15 protein-coding genes are annotated in these 16,776 nt (G+C 52.8%); all 15 read right to left on the bottom strand.

The annotated features are described in order from the left end of the window. Positions 1-381 (bottom strand): GtrA family protein, encoded by a 381-nt coding sequence (locus Q362_RS24950; RefSeq protein WP_425389232.1) that lies wholly within the window; start codon positions 379-381, stop codon positions 1-3. Between the two features lie 47 nt (positions 382-428). Further along, positions 429-1,439 (bottom strand): glycosyltransferase family 2 protein, encoded by a 1,011-nt coding sequence (locus Q362_RS22590; RefSeq protein WP_084312090.1) that lies wholly within the window; start codon positions 1,437-1,439, stop codon positions 429-431. Positions 1,440-1,607: 168 nt separating this feature from the next. Next, entirely contained in the window at positions 1,608-4,901 is a 3,294-nt protein-coding gene (locus Q362_RS18440) for a glycosyltransferase (RefSeq protein ID WP_051553402.1), read from the bottom strand. Beyond that, entirely contained in the window at positions 4,901-6,103 is a 1,203-nt protein-coding gene (locus Q362_RS21800) for an FkbM family methyltransferase (RefSeq protein ID WP_051553400.1), read from the bottom strand. The genes Q362_RS18440 and Q362_RS21800 overlap by 1 nt, the downstream gene beginning before the upstream one ends. After that, positions 6,103-6,984: a class I SAM-dependent methyltransferase gene (locus Q362_RS0100240; RefSeq protein ID WP_035215097.1), complete on the bottom strand. Its 882-nt coding sequence runs from the start codon at positions 6,982-6,984 to the stop codon at positions 6,103-6,105. Before Q362_RS0100240 ends, Q362_RS21800 begins: the two co-directional genes overlap by 1 nt. Positions 6,985-6,989: 5 nt before the next feature. Then, complete coding sequence (locus tag Q362_RS23310) at positions 6,990-7,772, bottom strand: sulfotransferase domain-containing protein (protein WP_157469763.1); 783 nt, start codon at positions 7,770-7,772, stop codon at positions 6,990-6,992. Between the two features lies 1 nt (position 7,773). Beyond that, positions 7,774-9,057, bottom strand: a complete 1,284-nt coding sequence (locus tag Q362_RS18430) for an ABC transporter ATP-binding protein (protein WP_035215144.1) — start codon at positions 9,055-9,057, stop codon at positions 7,774-7,776. Continuing rightward, on the bottom strand, positions 9,057-9,851 hold the full coding sequence (locus Q362_RS0100220) for an ABC transporter permease (RefSeq protein ID WP_028317021.1): 795 nt from the start codon (positions 9,849-9,851) through the stop codon (positions 9,057-9,059). The genes Q362_RS18430 and Q362_RS0100220 overlap by 1 nt, the downstream gene beginning before the upstream one ends. Continuing rightward, on the bottom strand, positions 9,851-11,215 hold the full coding sequence (locus tag Q362_RS0100215; RefSeq protein WP_035215093.1) for a phosphohexomutase domain-containing protein: 1,365 nt from the start codon (positions 11,213-11,215) through the stop codon (positions 9,851-9,853). The genes Q362_RS0100220 and Q362_RS0100215 overlap by 1 nt, the downstream gene beginning before the upstream one ends. After that, positions 11,215-12,648: a mannose-1-phosphate guanylyltransferase/mannose-6-phosphate isomerase gene (locus tag Q362_RS0100210; RefSeq protein ID WP_028317019.1), complete on the bottom strand. Its 1,434-nt coding sequence runs from the start codon at positions 12,646-12,648 to the stop codon at positions 11,215-11,217. The genes Q362_RS0100215 and Q362_RS0100210 overlap by 1 nt, the downstream gene beginning before the upstream one ends. Positions 12,649-12,718: 70 nt before the next feature. Continuing rightward, a complete protein-coding gene (gene rfbC, locus Q362_RS0100205; protein ID WP_028317018.1) occupies positions 12,719-13,267 on the bottom strand; it encodes a dTDP-4-dehydrorhamnose 3,5-epimerase in 549 nt (182 codons plus the stop codon). After that, entirely contained in the window at positions 13,267-14,145 is an 879-nt protein-coding gene (gene rfbA, locus Q362_RS0100200; protein ID WP_035215090.1) for a glucose-1-phosphate thymidylyltransferase RfbA, read from the bottom strand. Before rfbA ends, rfbC begins: the two co-directional genes overlap by 1 nt. Before the next feature lie 2 nt (positions 14,146-14,147). Beyond that, complete coding sequence (gene rfbD / locus Q362_RS0100195) at positions 14,148-15,047, bottom strand: dTDP-4-dehydrorhamnose reductase (protein ID WP_028317016.1); 900 nt, start codon at positions 15,045-15,047, stop codon at positions 14,148-14,150. A gap of 3 nt (positions 15,048-15,050) precedes the next feature. Continuing rightward, entirely contained in the window at positions 15,051-16,112 is a 1,062-nt protein-coding gene (gene rfbB / locus Q362_RS0100190) for a dTDP-glucose 4,6-dehydratase (protein WP_028317015.1), read from the bottom strand. Between the two features lie 3 nt (positions 16,113-16,115). Beyond that, on the bottom strand, positions 16,116-16,757 hold the full coding sequence (gene cysC / locus Q362_RS0100185) for an adenylyl-sulfate kinase (protein ID WP_051553397.1): 642 nt from the start codon (positions 16,755-16,757) through the stop codon (positions 16,116-16,118). Positions 16,758-16,776 lie beyond the last annotated feature (19 nt).

The raw sequence follows: 16,776 nt of genomic DNA, 5'->3' as shown, positions 1-16,776 counted from the left end.
TCAATAAAGTTCTATACGATCAACAAATGTCCACTTTCTATTCGCAAGAAAGTTCCATATCATCACACATAAAATCGAAAATATTTGCGCAACTATATAATACATAGACAGCATGCTAATCCATATTTTCATCAGAAAAGCATTTGCAACAAGACCAATCAATGCAATTATAAAAAATCTGACAATTGCCTTATGATGACTTGCCTTAGAATGAAAAGTATAATGATAGTTAAGAAGATAATTAACAATTGCACTTACAGCAAAACCAAGCGATGATGAATATATTGGCCCTAAATGGGCATATTCTACAAGTAGAAAAAGAATAATAAAATGAACAATAGCCACAATAATTCCAACGAAAACGAACCTAACAAACTGCATCACAAACATATCTGAATGCATATCATTCATTATATTAAGCTAATAAATTAATAGTTAATATTATCGACAGGACTTCTTGTAAAAAACGAAGAATTTTTATCAAATCCAGTGTATTCACTCACGACATATAACGGCCTTTTCTTTATCTCACCATATATTCTTCCTATGTATTCTCCCAATATTCCAATAGATATTAGCTGCACACCTCCGGTAAACAGCACAGCAAGCATCAGAGCTGCCCATCCTTCAACCCAATTATTGCTAAATAGTCGCACAGTAAAAACATATATTATACCAAGCAGAGCTAAAGCTGCCGAAAAGATACCAAGGCCTATCGAAAGTCGCAGAGGTTTTATCGAGAATGACACGATTCCGTCGGCAGCGAACCTCAGCATTTTCCTTAATGGATACTTGCTCTTCCCCGCAAACCGTTCCGCCCTTTTGTATGCCAAGGCGGCCTGCCTGAACCCAACCCAACTTACCATTCCGCGAATAAACCTGTCCCGCTCCGGCATAGCCCTGAGCGCATCGACTACCCTACGGCTCATCAATCGAAAATCACCTGTATCCAGCGGGATAGGAACATCAGACAATCTATTCAGAAAACGATAAAAACTTTTCGCCGTAGCCAGCTTAAAGACTGATTCACCTTGTCTTTCTACGCGAACTCCATAGATTACATCATAACCCTCTCGCCATTTGGCTATCATTTGAGAAATAACCTCTGGAGGATCTTGCAAATCAGCATCAATAAGCACAACAGCATCACCATTTGCAGCATCAATACCAGCTGTAGCAGCAATCTGGTGACCAAAATTCCTTGAAAGACTTATAATTTTTATATTATTATATTTAAAAAAGGATTTTTTCAATATATTATAAGTATTATCCTGACTACCATCATCAACAAAAATTAATTCTGTCTCCAAGTCATGCAAAGCAGAACAAAACATATCAAGACGGTTTATGGTTTCACCGATGACATCTTCTTCATTATAACAAGGTATAACTATAGACAATAAATCTGTTTTAGCACAGGATTCAGTTGTTAGTTTCATTGCTACTCCATAAAAAGACCACTAAACAACTACCGAATTTCAATCAGTGGTTGTTTAGTAATTTAGCCAACATCTCCTCCTCAATATGGCTATGCCACTTTTACCTTATTAATCAATACATAAGTCACCGAACATTTCGGCGTGTTTGATGATAGGATGTCGGAATGATCACTTCCGCCTCATTTTTTTGCCACGTTCTGTTTCAGACTTAGCCCAGTTTTGAGTATCATCAGCAAGAAAAGTGCTTGTGGTAGCCGAGTGATCACTGGACAATTTGTTCATTTTTTTGAGAACATGTCTAAGAACCGCATTAGCATCGAATGGCAACTCTATATTTGACATCGAATTTTCTACCTTATAGGCGCCAAAATGAAACCACTCTATATTGAAACACCGCTGGTGCAAAGAGACATCGTTTCTCACCCATTCCTCAGCCAGTTCCCCAGCGACAGTTTTAGTGATGCATACTGCGCCATCGCATTCAGCTACAACTTCAAGCCAACGACTAAAATTTTCCCTGCCTGATGACATTCGAATGTATAGCAAATCATACACCGTAAAGAGCACAAACACTCCTTTCCGGCGTAATTCTTGATAAAATGATCTTTTTGACAAGAGAACTTGAGGTTGCAAATCCAAACAGAAAAAGACATCACCAGCCTGATATTCTATTGGTTCATCCTCAAAAAAAACTGATGGACAATCTATAAAATTCAACGTGAATTTTCGTGCGTATTTATAATTTTGCCCTTCAGAAGTATACACTGGTTCAACTCGATAACCATCAGGTGGGTTATCCAACCATTCCTTTAGGATGTTCCGTACAATACACTGGACGCCTGTCTTTTTATCACACTGGATCAGTCCTGAAATATCCACCAGCAGTTGCTTTTGAGTACACGCAGATGGAAACGTATCTGCGAGAGCATTCGCAAGTGAAATGAGCTCGGCATCGTTGGGTGGAATCCCTGGAAGCTTGGCAATAGCGGAAGGCAGGCTTGATTCAATCGCACGTCCCGCTTTGTAGAACCGTTCAATCGCCTCATAATACTGTGCGGCACAACGTTGCGGGTTATGAACATCAAGAATAACGTTTCTGGCCAAGTTCCCCACACTTCGGCGGCGGTCTCCGTCTTGCCAGAGGGTTTCCAACGCAGCGATCAGTTGTTCTTCCGAAAATGTATCCGGGAGCATCCAGACCGCATTATTGTCAAGTTCCGCCATGCTGCCATTGGCATTAACGATAGTGGCGATTCCATAATTCATACAATCCAACACTGCAGCCGAAGTTTCTCCGCGAGACAGGGTCCGCAATTGAACCGCAATATCGGCAGCGGCGAGGTATTGACGAAACAGATCCACATCGACCCAGCCGGTGATGAGAATATTTTGCCCTCGGCTTCTCCGGATCGCTGCAAGCAGATGCGCACCGTAGTCGCCTAAATCGTTCTCTCCAACAAAAACAAGATGACACTTTTTATCTTTTCCTAATCGGGAGTGAAACCAAGCTTCCAGCAGACGATGATTGCATTTTGTTGGTCCAAGGGTTCCGAAAGAACAGACAACGAAATCCTCTGGGCCAAACCCCAGTGTCATGCGGGCATGTTCTTTGTCCACAAGGATCTTTGAATCGCGCACAAGAGGAATCACTGTCCACTCCGCCAATTCATCGGTATACCAATGCCGGGCTAGGTGAAGGCTGTTCGATGAATGAACAATGACACCGAGACTGTTACGAATCACGCTTAGGCTACACGGATACTTCCAAAGCACATCCATCTCATCTTCCGCGTGAAATCGATCATAAAGGGCTATATAACCGTGCGAGTAATAGAGTTCCTGGGTCCAGCAGCATCCTGGTGCATAACCAAATATTTCCATATGTCGCATGATTCCTGAGAGATAAAAATCATGCAGTGTCACAACTCCTGGGATTGATTTCAGCAAATTAAACATATGCTGATGGAATGCAGAGTTCCCAAAGTGATACAATACTCTTTTGTAACTATAGGCGTGCTCCGCAAACCATTGCACAGACCGAATCGAACAATGCGACTCAATCCATGGATCCGAAAGAGCGTCTTGGTCAACAATGACATCAATGTCATAGTGCCGTGCTAGTTCAGGAAGCAATTCGGCGCTGTATTCAGCGATGCCGGATCGTTCGGGCGGAAGAGGGGAAACATAGGCCAACTTGGGGCGCCGCGTTCTATCTACGGTGGTGAACGTTTTTTCTTGTCGCCCTGCGACCAGACGCTCCATCGCGGCAATAGCACGCCTTGCACTCACGTCCCAGGAGAACTTCGTTGCCTGTGTCCCGCCATGCTCTGCAAGTCGGGATCGGAAGAGATCATCTGACAAAACGCGTTCCATTGCCTGCGTTATGGCCTCATCGGAATGCGGATCGAACATCGCTTCATCCAATCCGATCACCTCGGGCAAACTTGAGGTATTGGCCCCAATTACGGGCGCTCCACAACGCATGGCTTCCAGCACGGGAAGCCCGAAACCTTCGTGCCATGAAGGAAAGACAAACAGAGTACAAGTATTATAGAGAGCAACCAAGTCTTCTTCAGGAACGAATCCGGTGAGAATCAGTTCGTCTTTGTCCAATCCTTGCTGCACAGCCAGTTGCTCCAACATGTATCTGCTTTCCGACTGCACGGAACAGACAATGGCCAATTGGTGAGCATTTCGCAGTGATTTAGGCAACTTTGAAAAAGCACGTATCAACCTTTCGATGTTTTTACGGTAATCGATGCCACCGGTATACATCACAAAAGGCCGGATTAACCCATATTTTTCCCACAGTTTTCTCTTTGCTTCGATTGAAAGCGCAAGTTTCTGAAAACATGCATTTGCATCGGTGGAAATGTTGACCGTTCGCTCATCAGATATCCCTAGCTGAAATATACCCTCTTGCCGGGATGATTCCGAGATAGCCAGCCAAAGATCAGCTTGACGTAGGTACTCAATTTTCTCCAAATACCATTTTGCGACAGTCTCATTATCAAGATAGGGTTTACGGTGAATAAACGGTATTAAGTCGTACAGCATGACCGCTGTGAAAAAATCCCGGGATAACCATCCGATGCTGGCAACGGCATTATCCACCAATCCTTCAAACAGACTGCTCACATGGACAACATCAGGTAATAGACTCGCTAAAAAGGCCTCCCGCACCAATTCGGCTGATTGTCTGCGCCAGTTATTATCGGGATTAATACTGGCTACCGGCGGCACAACATGCCATATCCTGATGTTTTTTTGTGACAACAGACCGTCGAAAGCAACCCGGATAGGTTCAACGCTGTCCGGAAACAGACCATTCAGGGCGAGAATAATTTCATGCTCTCCACGATTGCGAGCCATAGCCAGAGCAAGAGAAAGGGAATAACGGCCTATTCCGCGGTTGCGACTGCCTTCAGACTGCGCACCCTGCATGTCGATAACGATACGCATCAGCAGTTTCTCTTCTGATATTGCTCAATAGCTGCCTTGAGATGGGCGTAAATCTGGCGGGCTCGAAGAGACATGGTCGGGATTTGCATTTCCTCCACAGGTTGCCGGGTGGCTTGAATGTTCATGGCAACGTGAAGCAATCGTTTGTGCAACCATGGAATCGATTTTAAGAGAGGGCTTAAAACTGAGCGAAGCATTGATCGACTGAGGACGAAACGGACACTAGCGGCTACAGCATGACGAAGCCAACGCTTGATGGTGAGTGCACCCGCAGCAACAATGCGTGAAAAAATTAAGAAATCGCCCCCGAGTATCCGCTTGAACGCACGCAAGGGTTTGGTAATCTTCCAGGAAGTACTCGCATGCAGTGCAAGAACGCGCTCGTGCCACTGGTGGGCTTGTTGCTGCCAGTGCAGTGAAGCACTCTCAGCCTGCTGGGCTTTGGCCTCGGCTTGCTGGGCTTTGGCCTCGGCTTGCTGGGCTTTGGTTTCCACTAGCCTGTAATAGGAATGAGTCGCTTGGCCACTCAAAACAAAACCGTCAAATACATTTGGTGGAGACAAAAATGCCAATACCAGTTCGGCATGCTCGGTCGAGACATAGAAACGATTTAATCCATCAAAATAGACGAATTGATATTGCTTTTGAAGGAGCAACGCCTCCCAATCCTCATAAGTTTGTTCCTGGGTCATCGGCTTCGTGCTCTCAACAACCAATATCCAAGGGCGTGATCTGGAGGCTACCCAGCTTTCAAGAACAGATTTTTCCAATCCCTCGACGTCCAATTTCAGCCAATGAATCTCTCGATTACCGATTTGCTCAAAAAGTGTATCCATCGAAATCAGGGGAACCACTGTTTGAACATGGGCAAAACCGGTATCGATGTGCGATTGCGCAATCGCTGAATCAGCTGTCGAAAGTCCCGTGTCGGCAAGCTCATAAAACGTTACTTCGCCTTGCCCACTGCCCACGGCCATTTGAAGCACCACTTCATCCGGGCGCGCGGCCCGCAACTTGTTTGCGTACTGCTGCGTCGGCTCGACGTGGACACCCCGCCAGCCGTGCTCATAAAAAGCCAAACTGACCGAGTCTACGATCGGATCCTGCGCACCGATGTCGACATAAAACCCCTTCTCGACATGCTTGAGCGCACGCCAGAGCATGACGTCTTCAAAATTCTGTGCGTAGGTAACAATACCCATCAGGATGGCTTCCGAATAATGATCAGCATAGAGGTACTAACGTACTCACCAAGCTGCAATTTAAGATGCTGTCGGCCGTGGGTGTAGAAAGGGGGATAATCGAACGCTATGTCATGTTGTTCCGATCCCGGATTAAAATCCAGCGCTTCGATGGCGTAGCCTAGCCTTCGCAGGCGCAAATCAAAAGCCTCAATGTCTTTCTTCCGGTAAATTACGCTGTCACCCACTTCAATTGTATCTTCGTTGGAAGATACGTTGAACTCCGTGGTATGGACAGCAATCCCACCGGGTTTGAGGCAATCTAGAGAATTGGTCAAAAATTGAAAGCCGGCTTCCAGACTGCCCAAATGTTCGAACGAGCAGGAACTCCAACTAAAGTCATACGTTTCCAAGGGGACATGACTCAGATCACGCATGTCGATGTTTTGATAGCTGACTTTTGCGATGAAGTCTTTTCTGGGCAAGATGCCGGACCAATGGATTTGAGAGAGAGAATCTCCATGCTGTCCGGTGGCAGCCCAGTTCGCATTGGCTGTTTCGTCATGAAAGTCGGACGCGACCAATTCAACGCCACGCGCGGCAAAAAGAGAGGCCAGAGGCTCCTGCCCCACAGCAAAGCCTATGCCACGGCGTCCTGGCATGAGCATGCCGCGCTCTTCCAAGGCTTGTGCAATCGCGCACCATTCCCAAAGTTTACGGTGCATCGTTTTTTCGTTTCTCATACCATCCCAAACGACACTCCAAACCGTTCGTTTCTCGGCCTCCAACTCCGGCGCACCATCGGCAATACGCTGGCGCCATGCATGATACCAAGTTGTAGAAAAATCCCGCTGGCGACAGAGCATGGAATGTATGGCCGGGACACGGCTGAACTCGGACATGTCAATCAAGTTGCAGCCATGCCAGTAAACTGCTTCCACCGTTGATCGCATAGTTCAGGAAGATTCCCTTTAGGCTTTACCTCATACTGCAACGTACGGAAAATATTCCGATACTGCTCATAAATCTTAACAATGAAGCTGTCCGGGATAACCTGCTCCCACAAACCGGGACGTCCTTGCCAAAAATGCTCATTGGTTACAGTAGATTTAAGTGCTGCCAAGGTATGACACGCAACAACATCTCGGATAATTTTCACCGGTTGCCCTAATTTCTGCGTGATTTCAAAAAGTGTGCTCTCAGGAAGTGCTACCAAATCCTCATACCTGATCATCCAATCCGAACAACCCCACCAGTCACATGAGACAGAAAGCAAATTTCTAAATCTACGGCTCAACGCGTAGTTTAAGAATTGCTGGCTGGTTGGGAGCTTGTTAATAATGCTTTCCTCTGTTCCGCCAAGCCCTCCTAACCAAAAAGCCGTTTGTGGTGCATGTGCCGAAAAATGAAGAATAGACAGCAAAACATCCAACGGATGACGTGCAATCGTTACTACCCTGAATCCATATCGCTCTAACCGTTTGATGAAATCATGGGTTCTTAGCCAATGCAGTTGCAGAATGCAGCGATTCGGCAAGTTATTCCACTCCAGATCATCGGGAGTATGAACAGCGAAATGTTCCAACTCATAGAGATCTCCAAGTAGTATACGTAGCCATGTATTTCCAGATCGAGGGGTACTCACCACTGCTAAACGAAAACAATGTTCGGCGCTCAAGCCATTATTCATCTTATGCAACTCCAACCTGATCTTTCTTAACAGAAACCGTGTGCTTGGCTTCGAGATTTACCAAACCGTTTGTTTCTCCCATGTGCTCAGCTTCAATTACCCGTAAAATTATGCAATCCACTCGTCTGTGTAAAAAAATCCTCCCTTTAAGCTCCTGGTGGCTGGCTCCACATGAGATGAAGTAGTTCCCAGGCATCAAATTGTTTTTGAGATTAAATGTAACTTTAACCACATCTCCTTTCCTGAAATCCGTCCCACCATTAAAATTTGTATTCGTACCATAAAGATTGATCCCTTCCACGGTTCGTAGCGTCATCCCAAAGCAAACCTTCGACACATCCTTTTTGAATTGAACTTCATATATTAACGAAAAAGATTCGTCGTTCTTTATGACGTTTACGGTATATCCATTGGTAGTTTTGACCGATACGTCTTTTATTAATGCTCCACCATCACCGTATACCTCTTCTGCAACATTACTACACAGGGAATCATCCCAAAATCCTTTCGGTGATTCTACATAATCTGAACCCACATTACCGACTTCCTCTCGGATTGTTCCGAATAAATATTTTTCGTATTGATCGCAAACCTGCTTCGAATCACCTTGTGACCAAAGCAATCCCTCCTTCAAGAACAATCCTCTCGTACATATTTTTTTTATTGTTGACGTATCATGACTCACAAACAATAGCGTTGTGCCAGCTTCACGAAAATTTTCTATACGATGAAAACATTTTCGCTGAAAGGCAGCATCCCCCACTGACAGCGCCTCGTCGACAATCAGTACATCCGGGCGTTGTGCGGTGGCAACGCTAAAGGCCAACCGCATCTGCATGCCGCTGGAGTACACCCGCACAGGCTCGTCGATATAATCGCCGATTTCGGCGAAGGCTTCGATCTCGGGCATCAGGCGGGCAATTTCCTCGATACTGTAGCCAAGCAATTGCCCAGCCATGACCACGTTCTGACGACCGGTGAAATCGGGATGAAAGCCCATGCCGAGTTCCAGCAGGGCGGACACCCGGCCGGTGATGTGAACGCTGCCGGTGGTGGGCTGGGTAGTTCCGGTGATCATCTTGAGCAGGGTGCTCTTGCCGGCACCGTTGATGCCGATGATGCCGACTGCCTCGCCGGGGTTGACGGTGAAATTGATGTCCTGCAAGACCCACTTGAGTTGATGCCGCGGCTTACTCCACGGTACAATCCATTCAGCCAGCCTCGCCCAGCGGGTGGGATACTGCTTGTACGCCTTGCCCAGATCGGTGACAACGATGCTGCTCATCAGAGTTCATCCACCATTTCGCCGGCATGGCGTCGGAAAAGCGTCAATCCCGCCCAGCACAGTCCCACAGCCAGCAAGGTAATCGGCCATAGGCTCGTCCAGTCGGGCCAGCGGTGCGTAACCAGAATATCCTGAAAAGCCCGCATCAGCGCGGCCATAGGATTCCATGCCAGGGCATCGCGGATTCGTTCGGACAGTGCGCTGGATGGGTAAACGATGGGAGTGAGCCAGAACCAGAAGGTGAGGATGATGCCAAAAAACTGCCCGACATCGCGAAAGAATACGTTCAATACCCCCAGAGTCACGCCGAGCCCTATCGCAAAGAGCACGAGCAGGACAAGGGCCGGAAACAGGCCGAGGAAGACCAGGCCCGGGAAATTGCCCGATACCAAAAGAAACCCGGTAAAAAGGCCAAAGATGATGGCGAAATTAAGCAGCGCACCCAACACGACGGCCACGGGCAGACACATACGGGGGAAATTCAATTTTTTCAGAAGATTGGCGCTCTCGATGAAAACGTTCTGGGCCCTGCCGACGATCTCGGCGAACAGTCCCCAGGTAAGGACACCCGCACAGAGGTAGATGCTGTAACCGAAGCTGCTGTCGACACCCGGCAGTTTGGCGCGCATGACTTCGGCGAAGATCACCGTATAGACGACGATCATGGTGAGCGGGTTAATGATGTTCCAGGCGGCTCCGAGCAGGGAGTTGCGGTACTTCGCCTGGAATTCCCGCTTAACGCTGCCGAGGATGAATCCTCGGTAAAGCCACAGGGCGCGGAGCATGGCCGGCATCAGCGCCCCTCCCCGACAATCCGCTCGATCTCGGCAACGCGGGCGGTCACCAGCGCGGCGTCGCCCCTGGCCTCGACATTGAGGCGCAGCAGGGGCTCGGTGTTGGAGGAACGCAGGTTGAACCGCCAGTCGGCGAACTCGAGGCTGATGCCATCGGTGCGGTCAATGACCGGCTTCCGGTCGGCAAAATGTTTCTCGACCCGGCGCATGGCATCAGAGGCATCGGTCACGCGGTAGTTGATCTCGCCACTGCACGGAAAAGCAGCCTCGCGGTCGCCGACCAGGCTGGACAGCGGTTTACCGGTGACGCTCATCAGTTCGGCCACCAGCAGCCACGGGATCATGCCGCTGTCGCAGTAGGCGAACTCGCGGAAATAGTGATGCGCGCTCATCTCGCCACCATAGATGGCGTTTTCCGCGCGCATCCGCTCCTTGATGAAGGCGTGGCCGGTCTTGCTCTGAATGGGGATGCCGCCGGCGCGCCGCACGATGTCGATAGTGTTCCAGGTCAGGCGGGGGTCATGGATGATTTTCTCGCCGGGATGGCGAGAGAGAAAGGCTGCCGCCAGCAAGCCGACGATATAGTAGCCTTCGATGAACCTGCCGGTTTCGTCGAAAAGAAAGCAGCGGTCGAAATCGCCATCCCAGGCGATGCCCATGTCCGCCCGGTGCGTCCGCACTGCGGTGGCGGTGGCGGCCCTGTTTTCCGGGAGCAGCGGATTGGGGATGCCGTTGGGGAAGGCGGGGTCCGGCTCGTGGTGCACCTTGATGAATTCGACTGGAACAGCCAGGTCCCGGAACCGGGCCTCAAGCGCGTCGACCACATGGCCGGCCACGCCGTTGCCGGCATTGGCGACCAGCCGCAGGGGGCGGAGCCGCGCCGGTTCGATGTAGCCCAGCAGATGGCCGATGTACGGGGCGAGGATGGAACACTGCCGCAGCGTGCCCCGCTTCGCCGCCGGGGCGAAGGCGTTGTCGCTCGCCAGCCGCTCGATTTCCCGCAAGCCGGTATCGCCGCTGATCGGCCGCGCGCCGCCGCGAACCAGCTTCATCCCGTTGTAATCCATGGGATTGTGGCTGGCGGTCACTTCGATGCCGCCGTCGACATCCAGGTGAAAGGCCGCGAAATAGACCTCTTCGGTTCCGGTCTGGCCGATATCGACGACGTCCGCGCCGGCGGCCATCAACCCTTCGGCCACGGCCTGCTTGAGTGCCGGGCTGGAAAGACGACCGTCGCACCCCACAACCACGCTCCGCGGGCTGAGGTATTCGCCATACGCCCTGCCGATGCGGCGGGCGATTTCCTCGTCGAGGTCGACACCCAGCCGACCGCGAATGTCATACGCCTTGCAGCAGGAAAGCATTATTGGCACCGGCCGTATTTGTCGAGAAAGCGGACGATGTCGTCCTCACCCAGGTATTCGCCGCTCTGCACCTCGATCATGACCAGGTTGAGCATGCCGGGATTCTCCAGCCGATGGGTACGGCCAGCGGGGATGTAAGTGGATTCGTTGGCGCCGACCAGCATCTCCTTGTCGCCGTTGACCACCTTGGCCATGCCGTTGACCACGATCCAGTGCTCGCTGCGGTGATGGTGCATCTGCATGCTGAGACTGGCCCCCGGCTTGACCTCGATCCGCTTGATCTTGAAACGGGGCCCCTCCTCCAGAACGGTGTAAGCCCCCCAGGGTCGGAAAACCGTGCGGTGCAGCTTGTAGGCATCGTGATTCTGCTGCTTGAGCCGGGTCACCACCTTTTTCACGTCCTGGACCTTGTCCGGATGCACGATGAGCAGGGCATCGGCCGTGTCGATGACGATCAGATTGTCGATACCGACCGTGGCGACCAGGCGGTCTTCATTGTGAACATAGACGTTCCGGCTGTCGCAGAAGATCGCCTCACCCGTGCTCCGGTTGTCATCGGCATCGCTCTCGATCAATTGGCTGACCGCGCCCCAGGAGCCGATATCGCTCCAGCCCATGTCCGCCGGCACCACAGCGATATCGTCCGAGCGTTCCATCAAGGCGTAGTCTATCGAAATATCGGGAAAATTGTCAAATTCTTCCGGCGGAATCTCGCACATTGCCGCCTGCGTCTGTACGGACGGGCGCATGGTGTGCCAGCACGCCTGCGCCGCCTCGAAAACATCCGGGGCATGCCTGGCCATCTGATCCAAAACCGTTCCGGCGGCAAAGCAGAACATCCCTGCATTCCAATAATAATTCCCCGCCGCCAGGTATTGCCTGGCTGTGTCGGCGTCAGGCTTCTCCACAAAACGGTTGACCGTTTTCCCGACAGTCAGATCGCCGCCGGCCTCGATATAGCCAAAGCCCGTTTCAGGTGCATTCGGCACGATGCCGAAGGTCACCAGGAGTCCTTGCCCGGCAAGCACCCGCGCCTCGGCGACGGCGCAGGCAAAGGCGGCAGGATCCCGCACCAGGTGATCGGCGGGCAGGATCAGCAGACAGGCTTCGGCGCCGAACTTTTCCTTGACGTGCAAGGAAGCCATGGCCACCGCAGCCGCCGTGTTGCGGCCAAAAGGTTCGAGCAGGAAAAGGGTCTGCATCTTGTCGCCGATTCCTGCCTTGGTCAGTTCGTCTTTACTGGTGAAATAGTAGTCCCGATTGGTGACAGTGAGGATCTGCCCGCCGTCAGCAACCGAAGCGGCCCTCAGGTAGGTTTTTAAAAGCAGGCTTTGGCCATCGGCCATTTTCATGAAAGGCTTGGGGTGCCCTGCACGGGAAACAGGCCACAAACGAGTCCCCGCACCTCCTGAAAGAATGACTGGGATGAGCATGAGCAATCCTTAATGAATGAAAAGGTATCCTTTAACTTCTTCCGGACGCTGCTGATGATCGCAACGCAACTTATTGAAACACTTCAACTTGCGCAAGGGTTGTTCCTGCCGCATCTTTCGCGGCCAGTCTCGGTTTGCCGTGGATGGGCCAGGCAATGGCCAGATCCGGATCGGACCAGAGCAAAATGCGCTCGCAGTCCGGAGCGTAATACCCGGTGGTTTTGTAGAGGAATTCGGCGGACTCGCTGAGAGTCAGAAAACCGTGGGCAAAGCCCGCGGGAATCCAGAGTTGCCTCTTGTTCTCGGCGCTGAGATATTCCCCCACCCACTGGCCGAAGGTCGGCGAGCTTTTACGAATGTCAACGGCCACGTCGAACACCTCGCCCGCCACGCAGCGCACCAGTTTGCCCTGGGCGGCTGGCGGCAGTTGATAATGGAGGCCGCGGAGCACGCCTCTGACCGATCGGGAATGATTGTCCTGGACGAATCGGACATTGAGCCCCGTTGCTTTCCGAAAGCGATTTTCATTGAAGCTTTCGTAAAAAAAGCCGCGCTCGTCCGCGTATACCTTCGGCTCGATGAGGAGCACATCCGGAATTCCCGTGGGTCGTACCTGCATCAGAACACCTTTTCCTTCAAGATTGCCGACAGATACAGACCGTAGCCGTTTTTGGACAGCGCCCGGGCGAACGTCGCCAGTTGCCCGGCGTCGATCCAGCCCTGGCGATAGGCGATTTCTTCCGGGCACGCCACCTTCAATCCCTGCCGTTTTTCAATGGTTTGAATGAATTGACTGGCTTCCAGCATGGATTCGTGGGTGCCGGTATCGAGCCAGGCATAACCCCGCCCCATGATTTCGACCCGCAGCCTATTTTGTTCAAGATAGACCCGATTGACGTCGGTGATCTCCAGTTCGCCCCGCGCCGACGGCTTGATGTTTCTCGCGATATCGACGACGTCGTTGTCGTAGAAATACAATCCGGTGACCGCATAATTACTCTTGGGCACGACAGGCTTCTCCTCGATGCTGGTCGCCTGGCCGTGTTCATCGAAGGCCACCACGCCGTATCGTTCCGGATCGTTCACCCGATAGGCGAAAATCGTCGCGTCTTTCGTTTGTCCGTTGGCGCTGTCCAGCAGCTTGTACAGATCGTGGCCGTAAAAAATGTTGTCGCCAAGCACGAGGGCAACCGCATCCCTGCCGATGAATTGCTCGCCGATGAGAAAGGCCTGCGCCAACCCGTCGGGGCTGGGCTGGACAGCGTAGCGGAGGTTGAGCCCCCACCGGCTGCCGTCGCCGAGCAACTGCTCGAAGCGCGGGGTATCCTGCGGCGTGGAGATAATCAGAATATCCCGGATGTTCGCCAGCATGAGCGTGGACAGGGGATAGTAGATCATCGGTTTGTCGAAGATGGGCAGCAGTTGCTTGGAAACAGCCAAGGTGGCCGGATACAGCCGGGTGCCGGAGCCTCCGGCCAGGATGATGCCCTTGCGCATGATCAACGCCTCCCCTGAAGCTGTTGCAAGACATGCCCGAGCCCGTCCTGCCAGGGCGGCAGATGCAGGTCGAAGGTGTGCCGGAACAGGTCGGTCGCCAGGCGGGAGTTTGCCGGCCTGGGTGCGGGCACGGGATATTCGGCCGTGGTGATCGGGTGGATGTTTTCCGGGCGCAGTTGCAGGACCTGGCCATCGCGGAGGGCGGCGACGACAACGGTTTTGGCGTAGTCGCACCACGTCGTTTCCCCGGCGGCGGCAAGGTTGTACAGACCGTAGGGGAATTCGTCCCGGCTCGGGCAGCGCCGATACTGGCCGAGAACCTGCGCCGTCGCATCCGCCAGCAGGGCTGCCGAGGTGGGCGCGCCGAACTGATCGGCGACCACCTTCAGTTCGTCGCGTTCCGAGGCCAGTCGCAGAATGGTTTTGGCGAAATTGTTGCCGTGCGCGCCGAACACCCAGCTCGTCCTGAACACCAGGTGCTTTTTCGTCTGCCGGCGCAGAGCCTCGGTCCCCGCCGCCTTGCTTTTACCATACACACCCAGGGGATGGGGTGCGTCTTCCTCGGTGTAAACCCCGGACTTGCAGCCGTCAAACACATAGTCGGTGCAATAGTGCACGACCAGGGCGCCGAGTTTGGCGGCCTCCTCGCCGAAGACTTCGGGTGCGCGGCCATTGACGGCAAAGGCCGCCTCCGGCTCCGATTCGGCGCGGTCGACCGCGGTATAGGCCGCAGGATTGACGATGATCTCCGGCCTGTATTCTCGAATCAGACGACGGATGGCCTGCTCGTCGGCCAGATTGCATTCGGCATGGCCAACCGCTCGGATTTTTCCCAGGGGCGCCAGCGCCCGCTGCAACTCAAAGCCCACCTGGCCGTTCTTGCCTGTCAGAAGTATCCGCATGGTTCAGGCCCCGTACTGTTGTTTCAACCAATTGCGATAGGCACCGCTGGTCACGTTGCGCAGCCACTGCTGATGGTCGAGATACCAGCGCACGGTCTTGCGGAGACCGGTTGCGAAGGTTTCCGCCGGGTGCCAGCCCAATGCCCGCTCGATTTTGCCGGCATTGATGGCATATCTCCGGTCGTGGCCGGGCCGATCCTGGACAAAGACGATCTGTTCCGCATAGGAGCGGCCGTCGGCCCTGGGACTGAGTTCGTCCAGAATGGCGCAGAGCGTCGCCACCACTTCGCGGTTGGTCTGTTCGTTCCAGCCCCCGATATTGTAGACCTCGCCGATGCTGCCGGCCTCCAGAACCCGCCGGATGGCGCTGCAGTGATCCCCGACATAGAGCCAGTCGCGGATCTGCCGGCCGTCGCCGTACAGCGGCAGGGGCTTGCCGGCCTGGGCATTGTGCATGCACAACGGAATCAGCTTTTCCGGAAATTGGTACGGACCGTAATTGTTGGAACAGTTGGTGGTCAGCACTGGCAGGCCGTAGGTATGGTGATAGGCCCTCACCAGATGGTCGCTCGCCGCCTTGCTGGCGGAATACGGGCTGTTGGGTTCATACCGGTTGGTCTCGGTGAAGGCTGGGGCATCGGGCGCGAGGGAACCGTAAACCTCGTCGGTCGACACGTGCAGGAAGCGAAAACCCGCCCTGTCATCCGCCGCCAACCCGTTCCAATAGGCCCTCGCCGCTTCGAGCAGGCGAAAGGTGCCCACCACATTGGTCCGGATGAAATCCTCGGGCCCGTGGATGCTGCGGTCGACATGCGATTCCGCGGCAAAATTGACGATGGCCCGGGGTCGGTGCCGGGCCAGCAGGTCGGCGACCAGATCAAAGTCGCCGATATCGCCCCGGACAAACACATGCCGGCTGTCACCCGCAAGCGAGGAGAGATTCTCCAGGTTGCCGGCATAGGTCAGGGCATCGAGATTGACAATCGGTTCGTCGGCTTGCGCCAGCCAGTCGAGGACAAAATTGCTGCCGATGAAGCCGGCGCCGCCGGTAACGAGTATGGCCATGGCTCAGATGAGGTTTTCGAGGGTAAGGATGTTCTTTTCCATTAAAAAACGAATCAGGATATCGACACACTCCTGAACGCTGTGCTGGTCGGTTTCAAGGATCAGGTCGGGATTCACCGGTTCTTCGTAGGGCGCCGTTATGCCGGTCATGTTGCCGATACGACCTGCCCTGGCTTTTTTATACAGCCCTTTCGGGTCCCTGGCTTCGCAGGTGGACAGGGCGCATTTCACATAGCATTCGTAATAGGGCCAGTCCGTCATCAGAGAGCGGATGAAGGCTCGGCTTTCCCGGTACGGGGTGATGAACGCGGCAAAGGTGAGTATGCCGGCGTCGACCATCAGTTTTGCCACCTCGGCGATGCGGCGGATATTTTCCTTGCGGTCCTCGGGCGACAGCCCCAGGTCCTTGTTCAGGCCGTGACGGATATTGTCGCCGTCGAGCACGTAACTGCGGACGTCATGCGCGAAAAGACGTTCTTCCAGGGCATGGGCCACGGTCGACTTGCCGCTTGCGGAGAGACCGGTGAACCAGACCAGGGCGCTTCGATGCCCGTTGAGCCGATGGCGGTCGGTGCAAAGAATAGTAGGGTTAAAGGGCACGAAGACATCTTCGGCTTCAACTGATCGTTTTTTCTTGGTTTGCATGCGACGACCTGACGATGCG

The organism is Desulfobulbus elongatus DSM 2908 (assembly GCF_000621145.1).
GTDB classification, from domain to species: Bacteria; Desulfobacterota; Desulfobulbia; order Desulfobulbales; family Desulfobulbaceae; genus Desulfobulbus; species Desulfobulbus elongatus.
Note: the sequence above shows the minus strand (reverse complement) of the source record. Positions and strands in the feature narration are given on the sequence as shown.

Excerpts from the sequence above, each read along its gene's own strand:
- Q362_RS22590 (WP_084312090.1), bottom strand. The coding sequence starts at position 1,439 with ATGAAACTAACAACTGAATCCTGTGCTAAAACAGATTTATTGTCTATA.
- Q362_RS0100215 (WP_035215093.1), bottom strand. The coding sequence starts at position 11,215 with ATGCTTTCCTGCTGCAAGGCGTATGACATTCGCGGTCGGCTGGGTGTC.
- Q362_RS0100210 (WP_028317019.1), bottom strand. The coding sequence starts at position 12,648 with ATGCTCATCCCAGTCATTCTTTCAGGAGGTGCGGGGACTCGTTTGTGG.
- rfbD (WP_028317016.1), bottom strand. The coding sequence starts at position 15,047 with ATGCGGATACTTCTGACAGGCAAGAACGGCCAGGTGGGCTTTGAGTTG.
- Q362_RS18430 (WP_035215144.1), bottom strand. The coding sequence starts at position 9,057 with ATGAGCAGCATCGTTGTCACCGATCTGGGCAAGGCGTACAAGCAGTAT.
- Q362_RS23310 (WP_157469763.1), bottom strand. The coding sequence starts at position 7,772 with ATGAATAATGGCTTGAGCGCCGAACATTGTTTTCGTTTAGCAGTGGTG.
- Q362_RS24950 (WP_425389232.1), bottom strand. The coding sequence starts at position 381 with ATGCAGTTTGTTAGGTTCGTTTTCGTTGGAATTATTGTGGCTATTGTT.
- Q362_RS0100240 (WP_035215097.1), bottom strand. The coding sequence starts at position 6,984 with ATGTCCGAGTTCAGCCGTGTCCCGGCCATACATTCCATGCTCTGTCGC.
- rfbB (WP_028317015.1), bottom strand. The coding sequence starts at position 16,112 with ATGGCCATACTCGTTACCGGCGGCGCCGGCTTCATCGGCAGCAATTTT.
- Q362_RS18440 (WP_051553402.1), bottom strand. The coding sequence starts at position 4,901 with ATGCGTATCGTTATCGACATGCAGGGTGCGCAGTCTGAAGGCAGTCGC.
- Q362_RS0100220 (WP_028317021.1), bottom strand. The coding sequence starts at position 9,851 with ATGCCGGCCATGCTCCGCGCCCTGTGGCTTTACCGAGGATTCATCCTC.
- cysC (WP_051553397.1), bottom strand. The coding sequence starts at position 16,757 with ATGCAAACCAAGAAAAAACGATCAGTTGAAGCCGAAGATGTCTTCGTG.
- rfbC (WP_028317018.1), bottom strand. The coding sequence starts at position 13,267 with ATGCAGGTACGACCCACGGGAATTCCGGATGTGCTCCTCATCGAGCCG.
- Q362_RS21800 (WP_051553400.1), bottom strand. The coding sequence starts at position 6,103 with ATGGGTATTGTTACCTACGCACAGAATTTTGAAGACGTCATGCTCTGG.
- rfbA (WP_035215090.1), bottom strand. The coding sequence starts at position 14,145 with ATGCGCAAGGGCATCATCCTGGCCGGAGGCTCCGGCACCCGGCTGTAT.